The organism is Staphylococcus sp. HMSC055A09, from assembly GCF_001809655.1.
GTDB classification, from domain to species: Bacteria; Bacillota; Bacilli; order Staphylococcales; family Staphylococcaceae; genus Staphylococcus; species Staphylococcus capitis.
Map to the genome: position 1 here is coordinate 50,660 of NZ_KV798369.1, position 18,242 is coordinate 68,901.

Annotated in this window: 19 protein-coding genes and 1 pseudogene; 12 read left to right on the forward strand and 8 right to left on the reverse strand. The window is 33.4% G+C overall.

Going from position 1 to position 18,242, the window contains the following annotated elements:
• Positions 1-14 precede the first annotated feature (14 nt).
• Positions 15-581, forward strand: coding sequence for an NADPH-dependent FMN reductase (locus HMPREF2642_RS05800; RefSeq protein WP_023350765.1), 567 nt, complete (start codon positions 15-17; stop codon positions 579-581).
• 104 nt (positions 582-685) lie between these two features.
• Here the strand turns inward: HMPREF2642_RS05800 and HMPREF2642_RS05805 are convergent, their stop codons facing one another.
• Positions 686-2,191 carry a glycosyltransferase family 4 protein gene (locus tag HMPREF2642_RS05805; RefSeq protein WP_023350764.1) on the reverse strand — a complete coding sequence of 502 codons (1,506 nt, stop codon included), beginning with the start codon at positions 2,189-2,191 and terminating at the stop codon, positions 686-688.
• A gap of 261 nt (positions 2,192-2,452) precedes the next feature.
• Between HMPREF2642_RS05805 and HMPREF2642_RS05810 the strand changes: the two genes are divergently transcribed.
• Positions 2,453-3,751, forward strand: a complete 1,299-nt coding sequence (locus HMPREF2642_RS05810; protein ID WP_070597724.1) for an MFS transporter — start codon at positions 2,453-2,455, stop codon at positions 3,749-3,751.
• Positions 3,752-3,871: 120 nt separating this feature from the next.
• On the opposite strand, the pseudogene folE2 reads toward HMPREF2642_RS05810, so the two are convergent.
• The 3 genes and pseudogenes from folE2 to HMPREF2642_RS05825 all read right to left on the reverse strand — a co-directional run bounded on the left by folE2 (position 3,872) and on the right by HMPREF2642_RS05825 (position 5,806).
• Positions 3,872-4,749: pseudogene (gene folE2, locus HMPREF2642_RS05815) on the reverse strand (GTP cyclohydrolase FolE2).
• Between the two features lie 13 nt (positions 4,750-4,762).
• Positions 4,763-5,428 carry a bacillithiol biosynthesis deacetylase BshB2 gene (gene bshB2, locus HMPREF2642_RS05820; RefSeq protein ID WP_002433272.1) on the reverse strand — a complete coding sequence of 222 codons (666 nt, stop codon included), beginning with the start codon at positions 5,426-5,428 and terminating at the stop codon, positions 4,763-4,765.
• A 15-nt stretch (positions 5,429-5,443) separates the two neighbouring features.
• Positions 5,444-5,806, reverse strand: coding sequence for a YojF family protein (locus tag HMPREF2642_RS05825; RefSeq protein WP_172969464.1), 363 nt, complete (start codon positions 5,804-5,806; stop codon positions 5,444-5,446).
• 548 nt (positions 5,807-6,354) lie between these two features.
• On the opposite strand from HMPREF2642_RS05825, the gene nagB reads away from it, so the two are divergent.
• The 9 genes from nagB (at position 6,355) to HMPREF2642_RS05870 (ending at position 13,960) form a co-directional block, all read left to right on the forward strand.
• Positions 6,355-7,095, forward strand: coding sequence for a glucosamine-6-phosphate deaminase (gene nagB / locus HMPREF2642_RS05830; protein ID WP_002433147.1), 741 nt, complete (start codon positions 6,355-6,357; stop codon positions 7,093-7,095).
• 99 nt (positions 7,096-7,194) lie between these two features.
• Positions 7,195-7,827 carry a 3-hexulose-6-phosphate synthase gene (hxlA, locus tag HMPREF2642_RS05835; RefSeq protein WP_023350759.1) on the forward strand — a complete coding sequence of 211 codons (633 nt, stop codon included), beginning with the start codon at positions 7,195-7,197 and terminating at the stop codon, positions 7,825-7,827.
• A 1-nt stretch (position 7,828) separates the two neighbouring features.
• Positions 7,829-8,377 carry a 6-phospho-3-hexuloisomerase gene (hxlB, locus tag HMPREF2642_RS05840; protein ID WP_002433290.1) on the forward strand — a complete coding sequence of 183 codons (549 nt, stop codon included), beginning with the start codon at positions 7,829-7,831 and terminating at the stop codon, positions 8,375-8,377.
• A gap of 120 nt (positions 8,378-8,497) precedes the next feature.
• Positions 8,498-9,145 (forward strand): HAD family hydrolase, encoded by a 648-nt coding sequence (locus tag HMPREF2642_RS05845; protein ID WP_030059916.1) that lies wholly within the window; start codon positions 8,498-8,500, stop codon positions 9,143-9,145.
• 112 nt (positions 9,146-9,257) lie between these two features.
• Positions 9,258-10,613 carry an AMP-binding protein gene (locus tag HMPREF2642_RS05850; RefSeq protein WP_030059918.1) on the forward strand — a complete coding sequence of 452 codons (1,356 nt, stop codon included), beginning with the start codon at positions 9,258-9,260 and terminating at the stop codon, positions 10,611-10,613.
• A 2-nt stretch (positions 10,614-10,615) separates the two neighbouring features.
• On the forward strand, positions 10,616-11,755 hold the full coding sequence (locus HMPREF2642_RS05855) for a thiolase family protein (protein ID WP_030059919.1): 1,140 nt from the start codon (positions 10,616-10,618) through the stop codon (positions 11,753-11,755).
• Complete coding sequence (locus HMPREF2642_RS05860) at positions 11,730-12,095, forward strand: hypothetical protein (protein ID WP_002452507.1); 366 nt, start codon at positions 11,730-11,732, stop codon at positions 12,093-12,095. Before HMPREF2642_RS05855 ends, HMPREF2642_RS05860 begins: the two co-directional genes overlap by 26 nt.
• 1 nt (position 12,096) lies before the next feature.
• Positions 12,097-12,357 (forward strand): hypothetical protein, encoded by a 261-nt coding sequence (locus HMPREF2642_RS05865; RefSeq protein ID WP_002432996.1) that lies wholly within the window; start codon positions 12,097-12,099, stop codon positions 12,355-12,357.
• Positions 12,358-12,547: 190 nt separating this feature from the next.
• Entirely contained in the window at positions 12,548-13,960 is a 1,413-nt protein-coding gene (locus HMPREF2642_RS05870; RefSeq protein ID WP_030059921.1) for an MFS transporter, read from the forward strand.
• 379 nt (positions 13,961-14,339) lie between these two features.
• Here the strand turns inward: HMPREF2642_RS05870 and vraX are convergent, their stop codons facing one another.
• Positions 14,340-14,510: a C1q-binding complement inhibitor VraX gene (vraX, locus tag HMPREF2642_RS11730; RefSeq protein WP_016898722.1), complete on the reverse strand. Its 171-nt coding sequence runs from the start codon at positions 14,508-14,510 to the stop codon at positions 14,340-14,342.
• Positions 14,511-14,553: 43 nt separating this feature from the next.
• Between vraX and HMPREF2642_RS11770 the strand changes: the two genes are divergently transcribed.
• The gene (locus tag HMPREF2642_RS11770; protein ID WP_107362899.1) at positions 14,554-14,751 is read left to right on the forward strand and encodes a hypothetical protein; all 198 of its coding nucleotides are present in this window, start codon (positions 14,554-14,556) and stop codon (positions 14,749-14,751) included.
• Here HMPREF2642_RS11770 and HMPREF2642_RS05875 read toward each other — a convergent pair.
• The 3 genes from HMPREF2642_RS05875 to HMPREF2642_RS05885 form a co-directional block, all read right to left on the reverse strand.
• Positions 14,748-15,899, reverse strand: coding sequence for an FAD-dependent oxidoreductase (locus tag HMPREF2642_RS05875; protein WP_070597725.1), 1,152 nt, complete (start codon positions 15,897-15,899; stop codon positions 14,748-14,750). The genes HMPREF2642_RS11770 and HMPREF2642_RS05875 overlap by 4 nt on opposite strands.
• Positions 15,900-16,270: 371 nt before the next feature.
• Entirely contained in the window at positions 16,271-17,101 is an 831-nt protein-coding gene (gene thiD, locus HMPREF2642_RS05880) for a bifunctional hydroxymethylpyrimidine kinase/phosphomethylpyrimidine kinase (protein WP_030059924.1), read from the reverse strand.
• Positions 17,102-17,208: 107 nt separating this feature from the next.
• Positions 17,209-18,192, reverse strand: a complete 984-nt coding sequence (locus HMPREF2642_RS05885) for a choloylglycine hydrolase family protein (RefSeq protein WP_030059926.1) — start codon at positions 18,190-18,192, stop codon at positions 17,209-17,211.
• Positions 18,193-18,242: the final 50 nt, after the last annotated feature.

The following is an 18,242-nucleotide window of genomic DNA, read 5'->3' on the forward strand; positions in this document are numbered from 1 at the left end:
AAGAGGTGTAAAAGATGAAAGGATTAATAATTGTAGGCAGTGCTAGAGTAGGTTCTCATACAAATGCTTTAGCTAAATACCTTATAGGTCAATTAGATGAACATGATGTTGATGTAGATATATTTGATTTAGCTGAGAAACCAATTCATCAATTGGACTTTTCTGGTACAACACAAGCTGCTGAAGATATTAAAAAAAATGTTAAAGAGCTTCAGGATAAAGCAATGGAAGCGGATTTCTTTATTCTTGGAACGCCTAATTATCATGGCTCATTTTCTGGCATACTTAAGAACGCTCTAGATCATTTGAATATGGATTATTTCAAAATGAAACCGGTGGGTCTCATTGGAAATAGTGGAGGTATTGTAAGTTCAGAACCATTATCACATTTAAGAGTGATTATACGCAGTTTATTAGGTATTGCAGTTCCTACACAAATTGCTACACATGATTCAGATTACGCAAAATTAGACGATGGCACATTATACCTAGAGGATAGTGAATTCCAATTACGTGCAAAATTATTCGTAGATCAAATCGTTTCATTTGTAAATAACAGTCCTTATGAACACTTAAAATAAAACGTACAGTTATACAATATAATTTTAAATAAAAGTAGCAGTAAGAAGGTTCTTAATTAAAACCGACTTACTGCTATTATTTTTATGGGCTGATATTCTAAAATCTATGTATTGATATCATTTATTAATTGTTGCCATCTATTTATAATGGCATCCTTACTAAAATTTTTGGATGATTCAATACTATTTTGAGCATATTTTTGTTGTAATTCCGGTTCTTCTAGTAGAGCCTTCACAGTTTCATATAGTTGATCTTCATTGTTAAATTCTACTAATGAGCCATTATAATCAGGAATAATTAATTCACCTGGTCCATATTTAATATTATAGCTAATAGAAGGAACACCATGCGATTGAGCTTCTAATAATGCTAATGAGAATCCTTCCATATTACTTGTAATTAAATTAACATATGCTGTTTTAAATTCTTCTGTTAAGTCATTAAGAAATCCTCTTAGAAATACATGATTTTCTACATGATAATCATTAATTAATGTTTTAAGCTTACTTTCTTCAGGCCCAAAACCATATAAATGTAATTCAATTTTGGGGAATAACCCTTTTAATTTACTAACCAGCTTAATTTGTTGTTCTAATTGCTTTTCAGGGGAGTATCTTGCTACAGAAATTAATTTTTGAGATGTATATCCTATATTATGTTGTGATGTACTTTCAGAGAAACCTACAGGTATCGCATAAACTGGAATACAGTCCTTAATTCTATGACGTACATCTTCGGCTTGTTGTTCCGTTGAAACTACAATGGCTTTGTAGCGTTTTAAATGATCGAAGACGCCTTTATAGACATTTTTAATCCTTGAATGCATCAAATCATTAATATCTTTGACATGAGTACTATGTAAAACGGCTACAACCGGTATTGTATGAATTGTAGAATTAAAAACATGTGATGAAATTAAATTTCTGTCACTAAAGAAAAGATCACCACTGCAATAAATTTGTTCTATGAAAAATGCACTTAACTCAGTATCATTATTGAAGAAATACGTTCTCCCCTGATGATGTAATAGTATTTTCTTAGCTATATTAGGTTCATTTGAATCAATATCATAATATTTCTCTAATTTAACTTCTTTTTGAGGAGAATAGTAAAACTCCGATTGAATTTTTTGATCAGTTGATAAAATTCTAGTACAACTTAAGAATCCTCGAGTATCATACAGCTCTCTTTTGATTTTCCTACGAGATGTATCGAAATAATTAAGATAATCAAGTTTTTTATAAGTCTCATCTGTAAAATGGGCATACATTATAAAGTTGTTACCATCATAAACGCGTACATCATTAGAATGTTCAACATACTTAATTGTGTATCCACAATCATGCTGCCAATCATGTAACCAATTTTTACTATTTATCGATTCAATATTTATAGTTACTTGCGTAGCTTCTTGAAAATAATCGTACATATTTATGTAATCTTCATGCATTAAATAATTTGATGCTGTATCAGTTAAGTAACGATTCCATGCTAATAGAATAACTTTTGATGAATATTTATTTTCTTTAAAAAGGTTTAAACGATTAATAATAGCTTTTTCAATACCTGTGATTTTTTGACCAATATTGTTTCCTACAAAATAAAACATTCGATACCTCATCTGTTTAATTTATTTTACAAATATTATAACATAATAAAATCTTCAAATATTAAATAAACTAAAAATAAAAATTCAATAATATTAAAAACATTCCTATTCTACTTAGTCCGAAATTATTAACCTCCTTATCTATAGCACTTTTTTAACACCTTAACATTCTGAATATTTAAAATAATGTTAGCGCTTACACTCAACTTTGTGATAAACTTACACGGTAGAGATGTTTAGAACAAAGGGGTGGGGATGACTATGAAACGTTATCGTTATTTTATCATTACCATGATTGTTATTATGACGATGATTAATTACATCGATCGTGGTGCAATCTCATATGCTCAAGAAGATATTATTAAAGAATTTGGTTTTGATACGATTGCTTGGGGATCTATACTAGGATACTTTGGCTATGGTTACATGTTTGGTTCATTGCTTGGTGGAATTACTGCCGATAAAAAGGGACCTAAATTTGTTTGGATATTGGCTGGGACGGCTTGGTCTTTAGTTGAAATTGCAATGGCTTTTGCAGGTGAACTTGGTATGGCAATATTTGGAGGTTCAGCTATTGCTGGATTTGGTTTACTTCGAGTGCTTTTCGGTATTTCAGAAGGTCCTATCTTTTCAACGATTAGTAAAACTAATGCGAACTGGGCGGCACCTAGAGAACGTGGTTTATTATCAGCTCTTGGTTTAATTGGCGTACCTTTAGGAGCACTTATTACTGCACCTATCGTATCTGGTTTCTTAACTATAGCAAGTTGGCGTTTACTCTTTGTCCTATTAGGCATACTTGGGTTAGTCTGGGTAATTATTTGGGCAAAGGTATTTACAGATTATCCCGAGGACAATAAAAAAGTTTCAGAAGAAGAATTAAATGATATTCGCTCTACAAATGAGAGTTTAAATGTTGAAAAAACAGTAGAAACAGAAGATTCAAGTGAAAAGTGGTATCATTTCTTTAAAAGTCCAACACTCGTAGGAAACATGATTGGTTATTTTGGTTTCCAATATGTTAATTTTCTTATATTAATATGGACACCGAAATACTTGCAGGATGAATATCATTTTGAAATCCATTCACTTTGGTATTTGGGGATGATTCCTTGGATCGGTGCTTGTTTTACAGCATATTTTGGTGGTCAAATGTCTGACTGGCTACGTAAAAAGACTGGTAGCTTACGTATCGCACGTTCATACTTTGCGATTGCAGGCATGATTTGTGCAGCAATATGTTTCCTAATCATTCCATTCACACATAGTATCGTTGCAGTCATGATATTAATGATGATAGGGAATGCGTTTATCTTCTTACCTAACGCAGTTTACTGGTCAGTGATTATTGATACAGCACCAAATAAAACTGGTACCTATGGTGGTATAACTCACTTCTTTGTTAATACAGCGACAGTGATTGCGCCTACACTTACAGGTATTTTAGTCGCTACTCACGGTTATTCAACAATGTTTATTTCAGCGGTTGTAGCTTCATTGATTAGTATTATTGCAATGTGTTTCGTTAGACCAGGGGAGAAGAATATGAGTAGACATTAACTTAATATTAATTTATTTTTGAAAATGTCTATGTAATACGCACACGATATATTAAAATTTTATATCGCATAAAAAAAGAGAGTTGCTTTAAAGAAGTGTGGAGCAACTCTCTTTTTTCTATCATTTTCTATATTTTAAACGAGCAAACGCATCGTGTTGGTGAATAGATTCTTCATTGCGACATTCAATATCAAAGCCATCAATCCAGTCGAATTCAACTAAATCAGCAGCAATGAGTCGAATTAAATCTTCTACGAAACGTGGGTTTTCATAAGCACGTTCTGTGACACGTTTTCATCTGGACGTTTCAAGATAGGGTATAATATGGAACTCGCGTTAGCTTCCATAGCGTCTAAAATTTTATCTTTATAATCATCCACGACTTTAGCATCTTTATCTAAATAAGTTTTAACTGTAACGATTCCACGTTGGTTATGCGCTGAGTATTCACTGATTTCTTTAGAACAAGGACAAAGTGTTGTAACAGTAGCTTCAATCGTTAGTTCTTTACGTGTTACTTTCTCGCCATCAATTGCAAGTCCGTACGTGACGTCTGCGTTACCTACAGCTTTAATATTAGTCACTGGACTAAAGCGATCAAAGAACCATTTTCCTGAGACATCCACCCCAGCAGCATTTTGATTCATTTTTTCTTGAAGTGTGCGTAATACTTGATAAAGTGTATTAAATTCAAGCTCAATTCCATTATTATAATGCTTTTCAACACTCTCTAATATACGACTCATATTAATGCCTTTTTCATCTTTATTTAAACTTGTTGAAAAGCTAAATAATCCTGCAGTTTGATACTGATCAATCAATACAGGATACGTTAAATTTTTAATTCCTACTTCTTCTATTTCAAATAGGAAATTTTTATGAGTGCTTTGTAAATCAGTCATTTCATTTTTAGTTGTAGGTTTCGTACCTTCGATAGGATCTACAGAACCGAAGTGTTTCCAACGACCCTCTCGAGTAGATAAATCAAATTCTGTCATGTTTTACCTCCATTTAAGATTCGAAGTGATAAGTCCAAAATGGCTCAACCTTTAAGAAACTTTGTGCTTGTCCATCAATGTCAGGGCTCGCAATTTGTTTTAAGAATGGTCCTGTTTGAGAAGCATGCGCTTCAAAGGCTTTAAGTTTTAAATCACTATATTTAGAAATGTCATTTTGAATGTCTGGTTGACCAAGTATTTCTGGTGCATCATTACTAAATGCTACAAGTGTGAGTCGTGGACGTTCTGATTCTGGCATACGTCCTACTGTACGTACAACAGCTTCTGCTGTAGCTTCATGGTCTGGATGCACGGCGAATTTAGGATAAAATGAAATAATTAACGACGGGTTAGTTTCATCAATGAGATTTTTTACCATATCGTCCATTTGATCATGTGGTTCAAACTCAACCGTTTTATCTCGTAACCCCATCTTTCTTAGGTCTGTAATTCCAATTGCTCGGCAAGCATCTTCAAGTTCTCGTTCTCGAATATTAGGTAAAGATTCCCTTGTCGCAAAAGGAGGGTTACCCAAGTTACGTCCCATTTGTCCTAGTGTTAAGCATGCGTACGTGACTGGCACGCCTGCGTCAATATAACTTGCAATGGTTCCAGCAGATGAGAAGGTTTCATCATCTGGATGTGGAAAGATTACAAGTACGTGTCTTTCATCAGTCATGATTCATAACCTCCTCTATATTGTGAATGGCTTAACGCTAATTTCTATTGTAGCTGCCAATTGTCCTTCATAATTAAATCCGGCGATGAGGAATTCGTTGTCGTGATTAACTTCATAGTGCGTTAATCCTTGTACATAAACCCAACCACCTTCTCGTAATTTTAATCCGACACGATATGGATCTTTTTCGCCACCTTTAAGTTGTGCGTGTTCATATGTGACTTGTATATTTCTTAAAAAGGTACCTGCGTTAAAAACGCGTTCGTCGAAATGGTTAGCGTATGCGCCATTTGTAGTTTCGACATGTAAGTACACGGGTTTATTTGCATAAGAAGTAAGTAAGTTAAGTACTTCTTGTTCATTAATCGGTTCCAACACGTTCACTCCCTTGTATTTTGCAGTGTGTTGATTGTAAACTGTCGAAATTTTAAACATTAGTTAAAGACTTTATCATATTACATCAATAGTAATAGAGCGTTTATAACTCGATGAGTTACGACGCCTTTATGCGTAGCCGAGTTGTGTGAGTCTTCACAGGTTTTGTAGTTATTAAAATTAGAGATGTTTATTTTAGTGTTAAGTACTTCACTAAAAAGATTCCAAAGTCGCGATTTTTTACGCTTTATTATTAGTGACTACTTATATTATCTCTTTAATATTTTACAACGTGTACTAATGTGTTTATAAAAAATCAGTAAATGTGTTTATCTATATATTTTACTAGAAAGCGATGTATATTTGTACACGAATGCTTGAAATAATTAGGAAAATTTTTTAGTTATAGATAAAAAGATAGATAATGAAGTTTGTTAAATTTCTTTAAATTAAGAATTAAATTTTGTTAAATATGTATTTGAAGGGTATATTATATAAGTGGAGTTGGAAAGGTGTAAGAACATAGATTTAAAAATCGAGGTGTTTAAAAATTGAAAATCATCAACTTAGGTTCTAAGAAACTTGCGTCATTTTATGTTGCATGTGAATTATATAAAGAAATGAGTTGCCAACCTACAAGTAAATTAGGTTTAGCTACTGGTGGCACAATGACTGAGGTATACAAATATTTAGTTGAGTTATTAGAAAAGAATCAATTAGATGTTTCTCATGTTGAAACATTTAATTTAGATGAATATGTTGGATTAAAAGCTGAACACCCTCAAAGTTATCATTATTATATGAATGAGGTATTATTTGATCAATATCCGAACTTCAATAAAGAAAATATTCATATACCAAATGGTTACAGCTCTCAATTAGAGGATGAGGCTGAACGTTATAACCAATTGCTTAATGATAGAGGTCCTGTTGATATACAAATATTAGGTATAGGTGAAAATGGTCATATTGGATTTAATGAACCTGGTACTGATTTACATAGTGAAACGCACATTGTTGATTTGACAGAGAGTACGATACGTGCAAACAGTCGTTATTTTGAAAGTGAATCAGATGTTCCACAACAAGCTGTTTCAATGGGATTAGCAAGTATTTTAAAGGCTAAACGTATTATTTTGCTTGCATTTGGAGAAAAGAAAAAAGAAGCGATTCATCAATTAATGAATAACCAGGTTACTAAAGACATCCCTTCTACAATTTTACATGCCCATCCAAATGTGGAAGTGTATGTTGATGATGAGGCTGCACCTCCTCATATTGATAAAGTCTAATTGTGGTGATAGCATTTTCAGCTCAGTTTAAAAAATGAAATGCCGGGTAAACACCTTTATATAATAGAAATTGACTGTCATATGAAAGGATGTATTTCATTGGAACTACAATTAGCAATTGATTTATTAAATAAAGAAGAAGCAGCAAAATTAGCGAAAAAAGTTGAAGAATATGTAGATATTGTTGAAATTGGTACGCCGATTGTTATTAACGAAGGTTTACCATCAGTTCAACATTTAAATGAGAATATTAGTAATGCGAAAGTATTAGCAGATTTAAAAATCATGGATGCAGCAGATTATGAAGTAAGCCAAGCTGTTAAATTTGGTGCTGATGTTGTAACTATTTTAGGTGTAGCAGAAGACGCATCAATTAAAGCTGCTGTTGAAGAAGCACATAAACATGGTAAAGAATTATTAGTAGATATGATTGCGGTACAAGATCTTGAAACACGCGCAAAAGAATTAGACGAAATGGGCGCTGATTATATCGCTGTACACACTGGTTATGATTTACAAGCTGAAGGTCAATCACCATTAGATAGTTTACGTACAGTGAAGTCAGTAATTAAAAATTCTAAAGTCGCTGTAGCTGGCGGTATTAAACCAGATACAATTAAAGATATTGTGGCTGAAGAACCTGATTTAGTTATCGTAGGTGGAGGAATCGCAAACGCTGACGATCCTGTTGAAGCTGCAAAACAATGTCGCGATGCGATTGAAGGTAGATAGGATGACAGAATTTAATAACTATCGTCTTATACTTGATGAATTAGATCATACGTTGTCGCATGTTGATGATACGTCGTATGAAAGATTTGCTAATGACGTTGTTGGTGCGGATAGAATATTTGTAGCTGGTAAAGGGCGTTCTGGATTTGTTGCAAATAGTTTTGCAATGCGTTTAAACCAACTAGGTGAACACGCTTATGTTGTAGGAGAGTCCACGACTCCATCAATAAAAGAGCACGACCTTTTCATTATTATTTCTGGGTCAGGTTCAACAGAACACTTAAGATTGTTAGCTGAAAAAGCGCAAAAGATTGGCGCTAAAGTTGTACTTATTACAACGCAAACAGATTCGCCAATCGGAGAGCTTGCTGAAACTATTATAGAATTACCAGCTGGCACTAAACACGATATTGAAGGTTCTAAGCAACCACTAGGAAGCTTGTTTGAACAAGCGTCACTAGTTTTCCTCGACAGTGTTGTATTGCCTTTAATGGAAGCATTTCATATCAATGAAGAAACAATGCAACAAAATCATGCTAATTTAGAATAGTAAGAAATACTACCAGAGATTCCATGAAGTCCATGAAATCTCTGGTTTTTTAATATATCGCAGTTTTAACCAAAAAAGTGTATATTTATAATGTAATTACTATCTAAGAGGTGTAACATCATGAATTTTGACAACTATATTTTTGATTTTGATGGTACTTTAGCAGACACAACATTATGTCACGTTTATGCAACTGAGCAGGCTTTTAAGGAATTAAATTTAAAGAATCCTGGTAAAGAAGAAATTTTAAGTGCACAAAGCCAACCGTTAGAGGAAGGTTTGAGAAGTTTAACTAGTATCGGTATAGATGAGGAAAAAGTTGAATTATTCATTAGGGCTTATCATAAATATTATAGTCAATATGAAATACATAATATAAAAGAGTTTGCGGGAATAAGTGAAATGCTCCAATTACTACATAATAAAAAGAAAAATATCTTTGTAATATCAAGTAATGAAACAGCTGTAGTAACAAGACAATTAGATTATTTAGGGCTTAATCGATTTATAAAAGATGCACTAGGTTTACATATTAAGGAGTTGCGAAAGCCTCATTATAAAATCTTACAATCCATCATACAGAATAATCATTTAAATCAAGGACGTACAGTATATATCGGAGATACAAAGCATGATGTTAAAAGTGCGAGTTTATCAGATATTAGATCCTGTGTAGTGACTTGGGGCGCGCAATCTGCACATGATTTACTTCAAGAAAATCCGTATTATGTCGTGAATGAACCAGAGGAAATTTTTACTATAATATAAATTAATAACGTCTTACTTCCATATCATTGGTAGTGGGGCGTTAATTTTAGCATGAGGAATTTTAAGATTAATGTTAACATATTTATAAATAAAGTTTACATATGGTGATGGCATGTTAGAGGTAATTAAAAATATTTATGATTTTGGTGAGCATCAACCTAAGCGATTGGCTTTGGTATTTGATCATCAACGAATAACTTACGATGAATTGATTCATGAGATAGATAAAGCAAGTTCTCAATATTCTATGATTAACGAGGGAGAAAAAGTTGGTTTATTAAGTAATCATCCGATAAAAAATCTGATTCATTATTTCGCTATTCATAGAGTTGGAGGTATTCCGTGCTTTTTTAGTAGTAAATGGAATAAAGTTACAATAAACCAGCTGATTGAAAAATATAAAATTCAATGGTTAAAGAGTGACCAGCACTTAATTAAAACAGGGTATAATAGGATTTCTCATTCTATTAATGGTACATTACTGCATATTGGATTTACTTCGGGAACATCTGGCTTGCCCAAGGCTTATTATAGAAATGAACATTCATGGTTAATTTCTTATAAAGAGAATGAGAAATTAATAAAGCATGATTCAAAAGTGATTGTTGCTCCTGGCCCTTTATCACACTCACTCTCCTTATACGCATGTATATATGCTTTGTTTACAGGACGCACATTTGTAGGTCAAAAAGAGTTTAATGCAGAAGTACTCGTGAAGACTATACAGTCTATACATCAGCCTGCTTCATTGTTTGTAGTACCCACGATGCTTTATCAGTTCATTTTAAAAGGTTTATATACTGCGGAAATTAAAAGTATTTTCAGCAGTGGAGCAAAGCTTTCAAAAGAACAATTTAGGGCTATCGCTCAACTTTATCCAGATTCGAATTTAATAGAATTTTTTGGCACCTCTGAGGCAAGTTTTATTAGCTATAATTTCAATCAAACAGCACCAAGACAATCAGTAGGCAAATTGTTTCCAAACGTGGAAGCCAAACTATTTGAGAAAGATTCAAAACATATTGGACTACTAAAAGTTCGAAGTGAAATGACTTTTAGTGGATATGTTGGTGAAGAACAAATTTCAAATGAGTGGATTGAGACAGGAGATTATGCACTAATTAGAAATAGAAATTTATATCTAGTAGGAAGGAAAAGTGACCGTCTAATTATAGGTGGCGTTAACGTATATCCTAGTGAGATAGAACAGCGCGTGATGAATATTGAAGGTGTCAGTGAAGCAATAATAATAGGTGAGCCACATCATAAGTTTGGAGAAATAGCAGTTCTTTTGTATACAGGAATAAAAGAATTAAAATATTCAGAAGTAAAAACGTGTTTAAAGAATCATCTATCAAGATATGAGGTTCCGTCTAAAATTAGGAAAATTAACGGTATGCATTACACTGAATCTGGAAAAATTGCTAGAGGAAAAATGAAAACTAAATATTTGAATGGAGAGATTTAAATATGAAGCAACCAGTCATTGTAGCAGCTAAACGAATTGCATTTGGCAAGTATGGTGGATATTTAAAGCATTTGGAACCAGAACAACTACTAGAACCTTTATTCAATTACTTTCAAGCAGAATATCCTGGAGCGATGGAATACTTGGAAGACGTTATTATCGGCAACACAGTTGGCAATGGTGGTAACATCGCAAGGAAATCTTTGCTAGAAGCAGGCCTTAAAAACTCCGTTCCAGGCGTTACTATTGATCGACAGTGTGGCTCAGGACTAGAAACTATTATACAAGCTTGTAGAATGATACAAAGCGGCGCTGGAAATGTATACCTTGCAGGTGGTGTTGAGAGTATAAGTAGAGCACCTTGGAAATTAAAACGACCTCAATCAGTGTATGAAACAGAATTTCCTCAATTCTTCGAAAGAGCGCCATTTGCTCCAAAAGGTCAAGATCCTTCAATGATAGAAGCTGCTGAAAATGTGGCGCGAAAATACGGTATTTCGCGAGTAATGCAAGATAAGTTCGCTTATAGAAGCCATCAATTGACTCAATATCACTATGATAATGGGAATATTTCCCGAGAAATATTGCCTATTAAAGTTAAAGGAGTATCGTTTGATAGAGATGAAAGTGTTAAGTCTCGTTTAACTACTGAGAAATTAAGTAGATTTAAACCATTATTAAATCAAGGTTCAATTACAGTTGGTAACAGTTGTATGAAAAATGATGGTGCCGTATTAATCCTTGTAATGGAAGAGAAACTCGCTAAAAACTTAGGTTTTGCTAAAGGATTAAAATTTATTGAAAGTTGTACAGTTGGGGTTGATCCTAATTATTTAGGTATAGGTCCTGTGCCAGCAGTTAGAAAGCTGTTAAAAAGAGCTAAAGTTAAAATAGAAGATATTGATACTATAGAATTAAATGAAGCATTTAGTTCACAGGTTTTAGCTTGTCAGAAGGAACTTAGTATTTCTGATGATAAGCTAAATCGATGGGGCGGCGCAATCGCTTCTGGTCACCCATATGGAGCAAGTGGCGCTGCTCTAGTTACACGATTATTTCATATGAATGTGCAAAATAAATCCATTGCAACAATGGGAATCGGTGGAGGGCTCGGTAATGCAGTATTATTTGAGAGATGGTGAAGAACATCAAAGAGTCATTTTTAAAGAAGAAGACGTGCGTAAGTATTGCTATTTATTAAATAAAGATTTCAATTATCAAGTCCCTACTTTAATGTGTGCAAAGCTTTGGTCGGAATTTAAAAGTTATAAAAAATTTGTAAAGAAACCTTTAATTTTAAAGGAGACATATGTTAAAGAATTTAATAAATTAGTAACGGATGAAGTATATGACGCGACTTTAAGCAAAATTTCAGTTAAAAATATAAAAGATTTTATCAAGCACACCTATAGTTTGAAAATAAATAAAAATAACCATAAATGTATATATATAGAACAAGTTTTTATTGAGGTAAAGCGTTAAAATGAAGATTTCAATCGAGATTATTAAAGAATACTTAGTATTAGTGAATGATATGAATCCAATACACAATGACATTGTACCAGGTCAATTAGTATGTGAAATCGCCTTCGAAGAACTCAATATACAATGGGAGAATTATAAAATAAAATACCTTAAACCTATTGATATACATGACGATATACGATTTTTTGTTGAAGACGAAACAATTATAAAAGTTTCGGATGATTTATACGGGGTAAAACTAATGGTATTAAAAAATTAGATGAAAAATTATTTTTTAGTTTTTTTATTTTCGTTGCCAATAATTAATGGAAGCAATTTCAAATGTTAAATTTAAATATCTGTAAAATGAATAAACTTAAAAAATTGAAAATTATGTAAACTGAATTAATTTGACATTAAAGTTTAACTACGTATAATTATGTAACATATCACAAGGGAGTGTTGTTGTAATGAAGTTCAACAAAAATCATATTAACGTGGTAGACGGTCAAGAAGCGAAAAAAACCGTTGTAGCTACCGGTATTGGTAACGCCATGGAATGGTTTGACTTTGGGGTTTATGCTTATACAACTGCATACATAGGAGCGAATTTCTTCTCTCCAGTACATAATCCTCAAATCCAACAAATTTTTACATTTGCAGCATTAGCAATCGCGTTCTTATTAAGACCTATTGGCGGTATCGTATTTGGTATCATCGGTGACAAATATGGACGTAAAGTTGTATTAACTACAACAATTATTTTAATGGCATTATCTACACTTACTATTGGGTTACTACCCAATTACAATACAATAGGAATATGGGCGCCAATACTGTTATTACTTGCTAGGGTGCTACAAGGCTTTTCTACAGGTGGGGAATACGCAGGTGCAATGACTTACGTTGCTGAATCATCACCGGATAAACGTCGTAATAGTTTAGGTAGTGGCCTTGAAATTGGTACACTTTCAGGTTATATTGCGGCTTCAATTATGATTGCATTATTAAGTTTCTTCTTAACTCATGATCAGATGCAAGCATGGGGTTGGAGAATTCCATTTATTCTAGGTTTATTCCTTGGATTATTTGGTCTTTATTTACGTCGTAGACTGGAAGAGTCTCCTGTTTATGAAAATGATGTAGCTTCCACTCCTCAAAGAGATAACATAGGGTTCTTCACTATTATTCGATATTATTATAAAGATATTCTCGTTTGCTTCGTAGCGGTAGTATTCTTTAATGTAACGAACTATTCTGTAACAGCTTATCTACCAACGTATCTTGGTCAAATTGTTAAACTGGATGCCACGACTACAAGTGTACTTATTACATGTGTAATGGCAGTTATGATTCCATTAGCACTAATGTTTGGTAAAATGGCCGATAAAATTGGTGAGAAAAAGGTATTCTTGATTGGTACAGGAGGACTTACTTTATTAAGTATTGTCGCATACAGTTTACTAAGTACTAAATCATTACCATTAATAATTATCGGTGTCTTCATATTAGGATTCTTCCTTTCAACATATGAAGCAACAATGCCAGGATCTTTACCAACAATGTTCTATACACATATCAGATATCGTACATTATCAGTAACATTTAACATATCTGTTTCTTTATTTGGTGGTACTACGCCTTTAATTGCATCATGGTTAGTAGAATCAACTGGAAATGCTTTAGCTCCAGCATATTATTTAACTGCAATTAGTTTAATTGGATTCTTAGTTATTACTTTATTTCATGCAAGTACAGCAAGTAAGTCACTTAAAGGTTCTTATCCAAATGTTGATAATGAAGAAGATAGAAAATACTATGAAGAAAACCCTAAAAAAGCTTTATGGTGGGTTAAAGAGAGAAAAGAAAAAGAAAACTTCTAAATATAAAAACTTAGAACATAACTTTCATTAAAGTAATAGCAGTAAAATGATCTCAATTAGAAATCTTTTTACTGCTATTTTTTTATTCACTAGACGTTCTTTTAATTAGAAAAAATAAACGCTAATGTTAGCAACGCTCAAAGGTTCTCTCCGAGCTACAAAAGGGGACAATTTTGGCTAACATTAGCGTTTTATACATTTTAAGGTGAGTATTTTTAGGGATGATTGAATGGCTTTTAAAGTTTATAGTTTAGGGGACAGAAAACTTTAAAAAACACATTATGTTAGGGAATAATTAGAACATAAATTCTAATTCTCAAATTCTCAATTGGATTTTGTGCAATGTCTTGTTTGGATGTGAAAATAACATCGACACGGTTTAGTAACTCATTTTCATTGTGTCTACGTCATTTTCTAGTAGAGAGAGCAATTTATAGATTTCGAATTCACTGAAAGTTTCATCACATTTTACTGTAATAGTCTTGAAAGTTTTAGTTATGATTTCGTAAATAGGTACTCCGTTCTCTATATTTTGCCTGTAGATAATCATGTTGTTCGATTCCTCCTTTGTCTCTCTACACTCTATATAGTAAATGAGTTTCTTTAAAAATACATGGGGCTATGGTATCAACTTTGAATACTACGAACATCGGAGAGATATCTCAGACTTTATGCCTAGAAATTTAGAGAAGTATTTGAAACCTCATTCAACAAAATATTTTAATTTCAATGATGATCTAAAAAACTGGCTTACACTTAAAGTAAGCCAGTTTCATTTACATATTTATTAAATATTACCTTTAAAGAGTTCAACTAGACGATGTGGACTGTCCTCACCTAGACATATATCCAATAATTCATGTGATTCTCTAGCTTCTTCTTCGCTTCTAGGGAACATGGTTTCTTCATAATCTTTAATAACGCTATTTAAATCTCCATTCATTTTTGCAATGCTTTCTGCTAATTCCGCGGCATCTAACATAGCTAAGTTTGCGCCTTCACCTGAAGGAGCCATTAAATGAGCCGCATCTCCGATTAAAGTAACGCCTTGTCGTCTTTGCCAACGATGTTCATCAGGCAATGCATTAATTTTTCTTGGAGTAATTGAGGATTCAGCTTCCATAATCAATGCAGTAATTTCATTAGGCCAACCTTTAAATTCATTAGCTATAGTTTGTGTAGCTTCCTTTTTATTTGAGAAATCAATGTTGTCAATCCACTCTGAAGAGCATTGCATCTGTACATAAGTATGAATAATACCCCCATATTCACGATGTGCTACGATACCTTTTCCTGGAGATAATGCAAACATTTGGCCTTGTCCTACAACTTTTGCAGTTTCAGGATATTGGTTATCAACGTCATGAAGGTATGTTTCTATAAATGTGTAACCAGTATAATGAGGTGTAATATCAGTTAAAACTTTACGTACTTTAGACCATGCGCCGTCTGCACCTACTAATTTGCTAGTAGTTAAAGATGTATCATCTCTAAAGAACACTTGGTATTGTCCTTTTTCCAATTCTTCTACACGATCCACTTTTTTATTCCACTCTATTGTTTCGTTAGGTAATGAATCAATTAAAATTTGTCTTAAATCTCCACGTAAAACTTCAGGTCTACCATTATTTTCGTCAGCAGGCGCATCGTGAAGTAATTCCCCATTAGAATTAAATATACGTGCTGCGTCTGCGCCTTCATGAATAATAGAGTGAAATTCATCCATCAGATGAGCTTTTTTAAGTGCAACTTGCCCATTATGTTCATGTATATCAAGTTGACCACCTTGCGTACGTGCATTTGGAGATGTATCAATTTCATAAACCTTAGATGGTATACCATTGACATACAATACTCTGGCAAGTGTCAAACCTCCGATGCCTCCGCCAATGATTGTGATAGGTTCAGTCATCCCCACGTTTTGATCTTCAATATTCATGTTATAAGTTCCTCCTTTTTAAAAGGTTTCATTTACCATTGTTTACTACAGTAAAGGTTGTTTTAAACATATTCGTTTTAATATTTTTAGAGTGAAGATTCTAAAACGTGTGATAAAGGTGGAATATACACATAAAAATTTCCAATATAGAAAAATAAAAAGCTTTCAATCACCTTATTAATCAATAAAAAGTGATTAAAAGCTTTAAATTAAAAGAAGCTAAACATCATTTCATTTCTCAAATGCTTCTAACATTTTTGAATTAGATGACTGAATTTGAACTGTGTTTATATCAAGCTTTTGTCTATTTTAGCCATCTTAGAAAGCTATATAGAATGAATTCTTATTTTAGAAATCAATGCAGTATTTCTTTAAACTTCTGTTACTTCGACTTCGATGTGTTCGATGCGATGATATGCACCATGATCAACAGGTCCTACAAATTCATTCATTTTCCAACCGTTTTTGATTGCAGATGCTACGAAAGCTTTAGCAGCGATGACTGCTTCTCTTGGAGATTTACCGTTAGCTAGGTAAGCAGTTGTCGCAGCTGCGAACGTACAACCTGCACCGTGGTTATAACTTTGTTGGAACATATCTGTTGTTAACTGATAGAATTTATCGCCATCGTAGTATAAATCATAAGATTTATCTTGATCTAGCGCTTTACCACCTTTGATAATCACGTGAGGTGTACCTGCATCATAAATGATTTTAGCAGCTTTTTTCATATCTTCGATTGAAGTTAATTTTCCTAAACCTGAAAGTTGGCCAGCTTCAAATAAGTTTGGCGTTACTACTGTTGCTTTAGGTAGTAAATATTTAATCATTGCGTCAGTATTTCCTGGGTTAAGTACTTCGTCTTCACCTTTACAAACCATGACTGGGTCTACGACGAAGTAATCTGCACCTGATTCTTCATAAACTTCGCCTGCACGTTTAATGATTTCTTGAGTACCTAACATACCCGTCTTGATTGCGTCAGGGCCAATAGAAATTGCAGTTTCAAGTTGCTTTTCAAAGACATTCATATCTAGAGGTGTTACATCATGAGACCACGTTTCTTTATCCATCGTAACGATAGATGTCAAAGCCACCATTCCATACGTATCTAATTCTTGGAATGTTTTAAGGTCTGCTTGCATACCAGCTCCCGCACTCGTATCAGACCCTGCAATTGTTAATACTTTCTTTAAAGCCATAATTTTATTCACTCCCGTTAAGTTCTAATATATCCTTAATCATACCACGTTTATCGGGTAAGCTAAATGTTTATAGCTTTTCGAAAATGAAGGACCGTATGAATATATTACGCATTTAATTGAGAAATATGTAATTCATTGTTAATAGGAAGAAATGTCATATCGTCCTTTGATAGTAATTCTTCATTTAATTGAACTTTGAAAAGTTGATTACTAAAGTATGGCTTAATGTAATAAGCTTTATCTTTACTCTCCATAACTAATTGATATTGTGTGTAATGTGTTTCTCCAGCATCTAGCACAGCTCCTTGCGGTATACTGACAGAGTCTAGGATTTTAAAACAATTCATAAGGTTGATATCTTCATTATGAGAAGATGATAAATGATGTCTTAAATAAGTGGCACGCACGAATCGTTCTGTAGATGTATAGCCACCTGGTAGACCATTAGTGCCAGCTTCACATCCCATGGAACGCACTAATACTTTGCCAACAAGCTGATTTGTTGATTTCTCAGGTTGAAGGAAAGCATAATTTCTTAAATTTTGAATATGCCACTCAAGTTTAGGTGCGTTGGTTAATACCTTAACGTGGTTGTCTTTAACGATAAGTAGTCCGTTATGGGGTTCCACTGCAACTGTATGTCCTGACGTATCAGTGATTATAAAATGCAGGGGTGGAACTATATTTAATGTAGTATTTTTTTCATTCATAATGTTGATGTTTTTCACTTTTTGTTTGAGTTCTTCTATACTTTTAACGAAGCCAAGCACCCACACTATAAATTCTTCAGGTGCTAAATTGAAATAGCCATACCGTCTATGGTTGCTATATGAAGCTTCACCAGTGAAATAATGGTTTGAAATTGCCACTCCATGTTCATTGATGCCATCACCAAAGCGATATCTTCCGACTTTTAAATTAGTGCCTACGAAACCGTATTGAAGTCGTAATTCTGATTCTAAGTCAAATTGATACCGATAGTGGCGAGGTACCACAGTAGGTATGCCGTTAAATTCGAATGCGAAATCCATTGTTCTAGCTAAATAATGATGTTTTGATTTTGTGAAAAATGAAAAACCAGTACACATATGTCTACGCTCCAAACTTCTGATATAAATTGATTTAGTAGTACTATAGC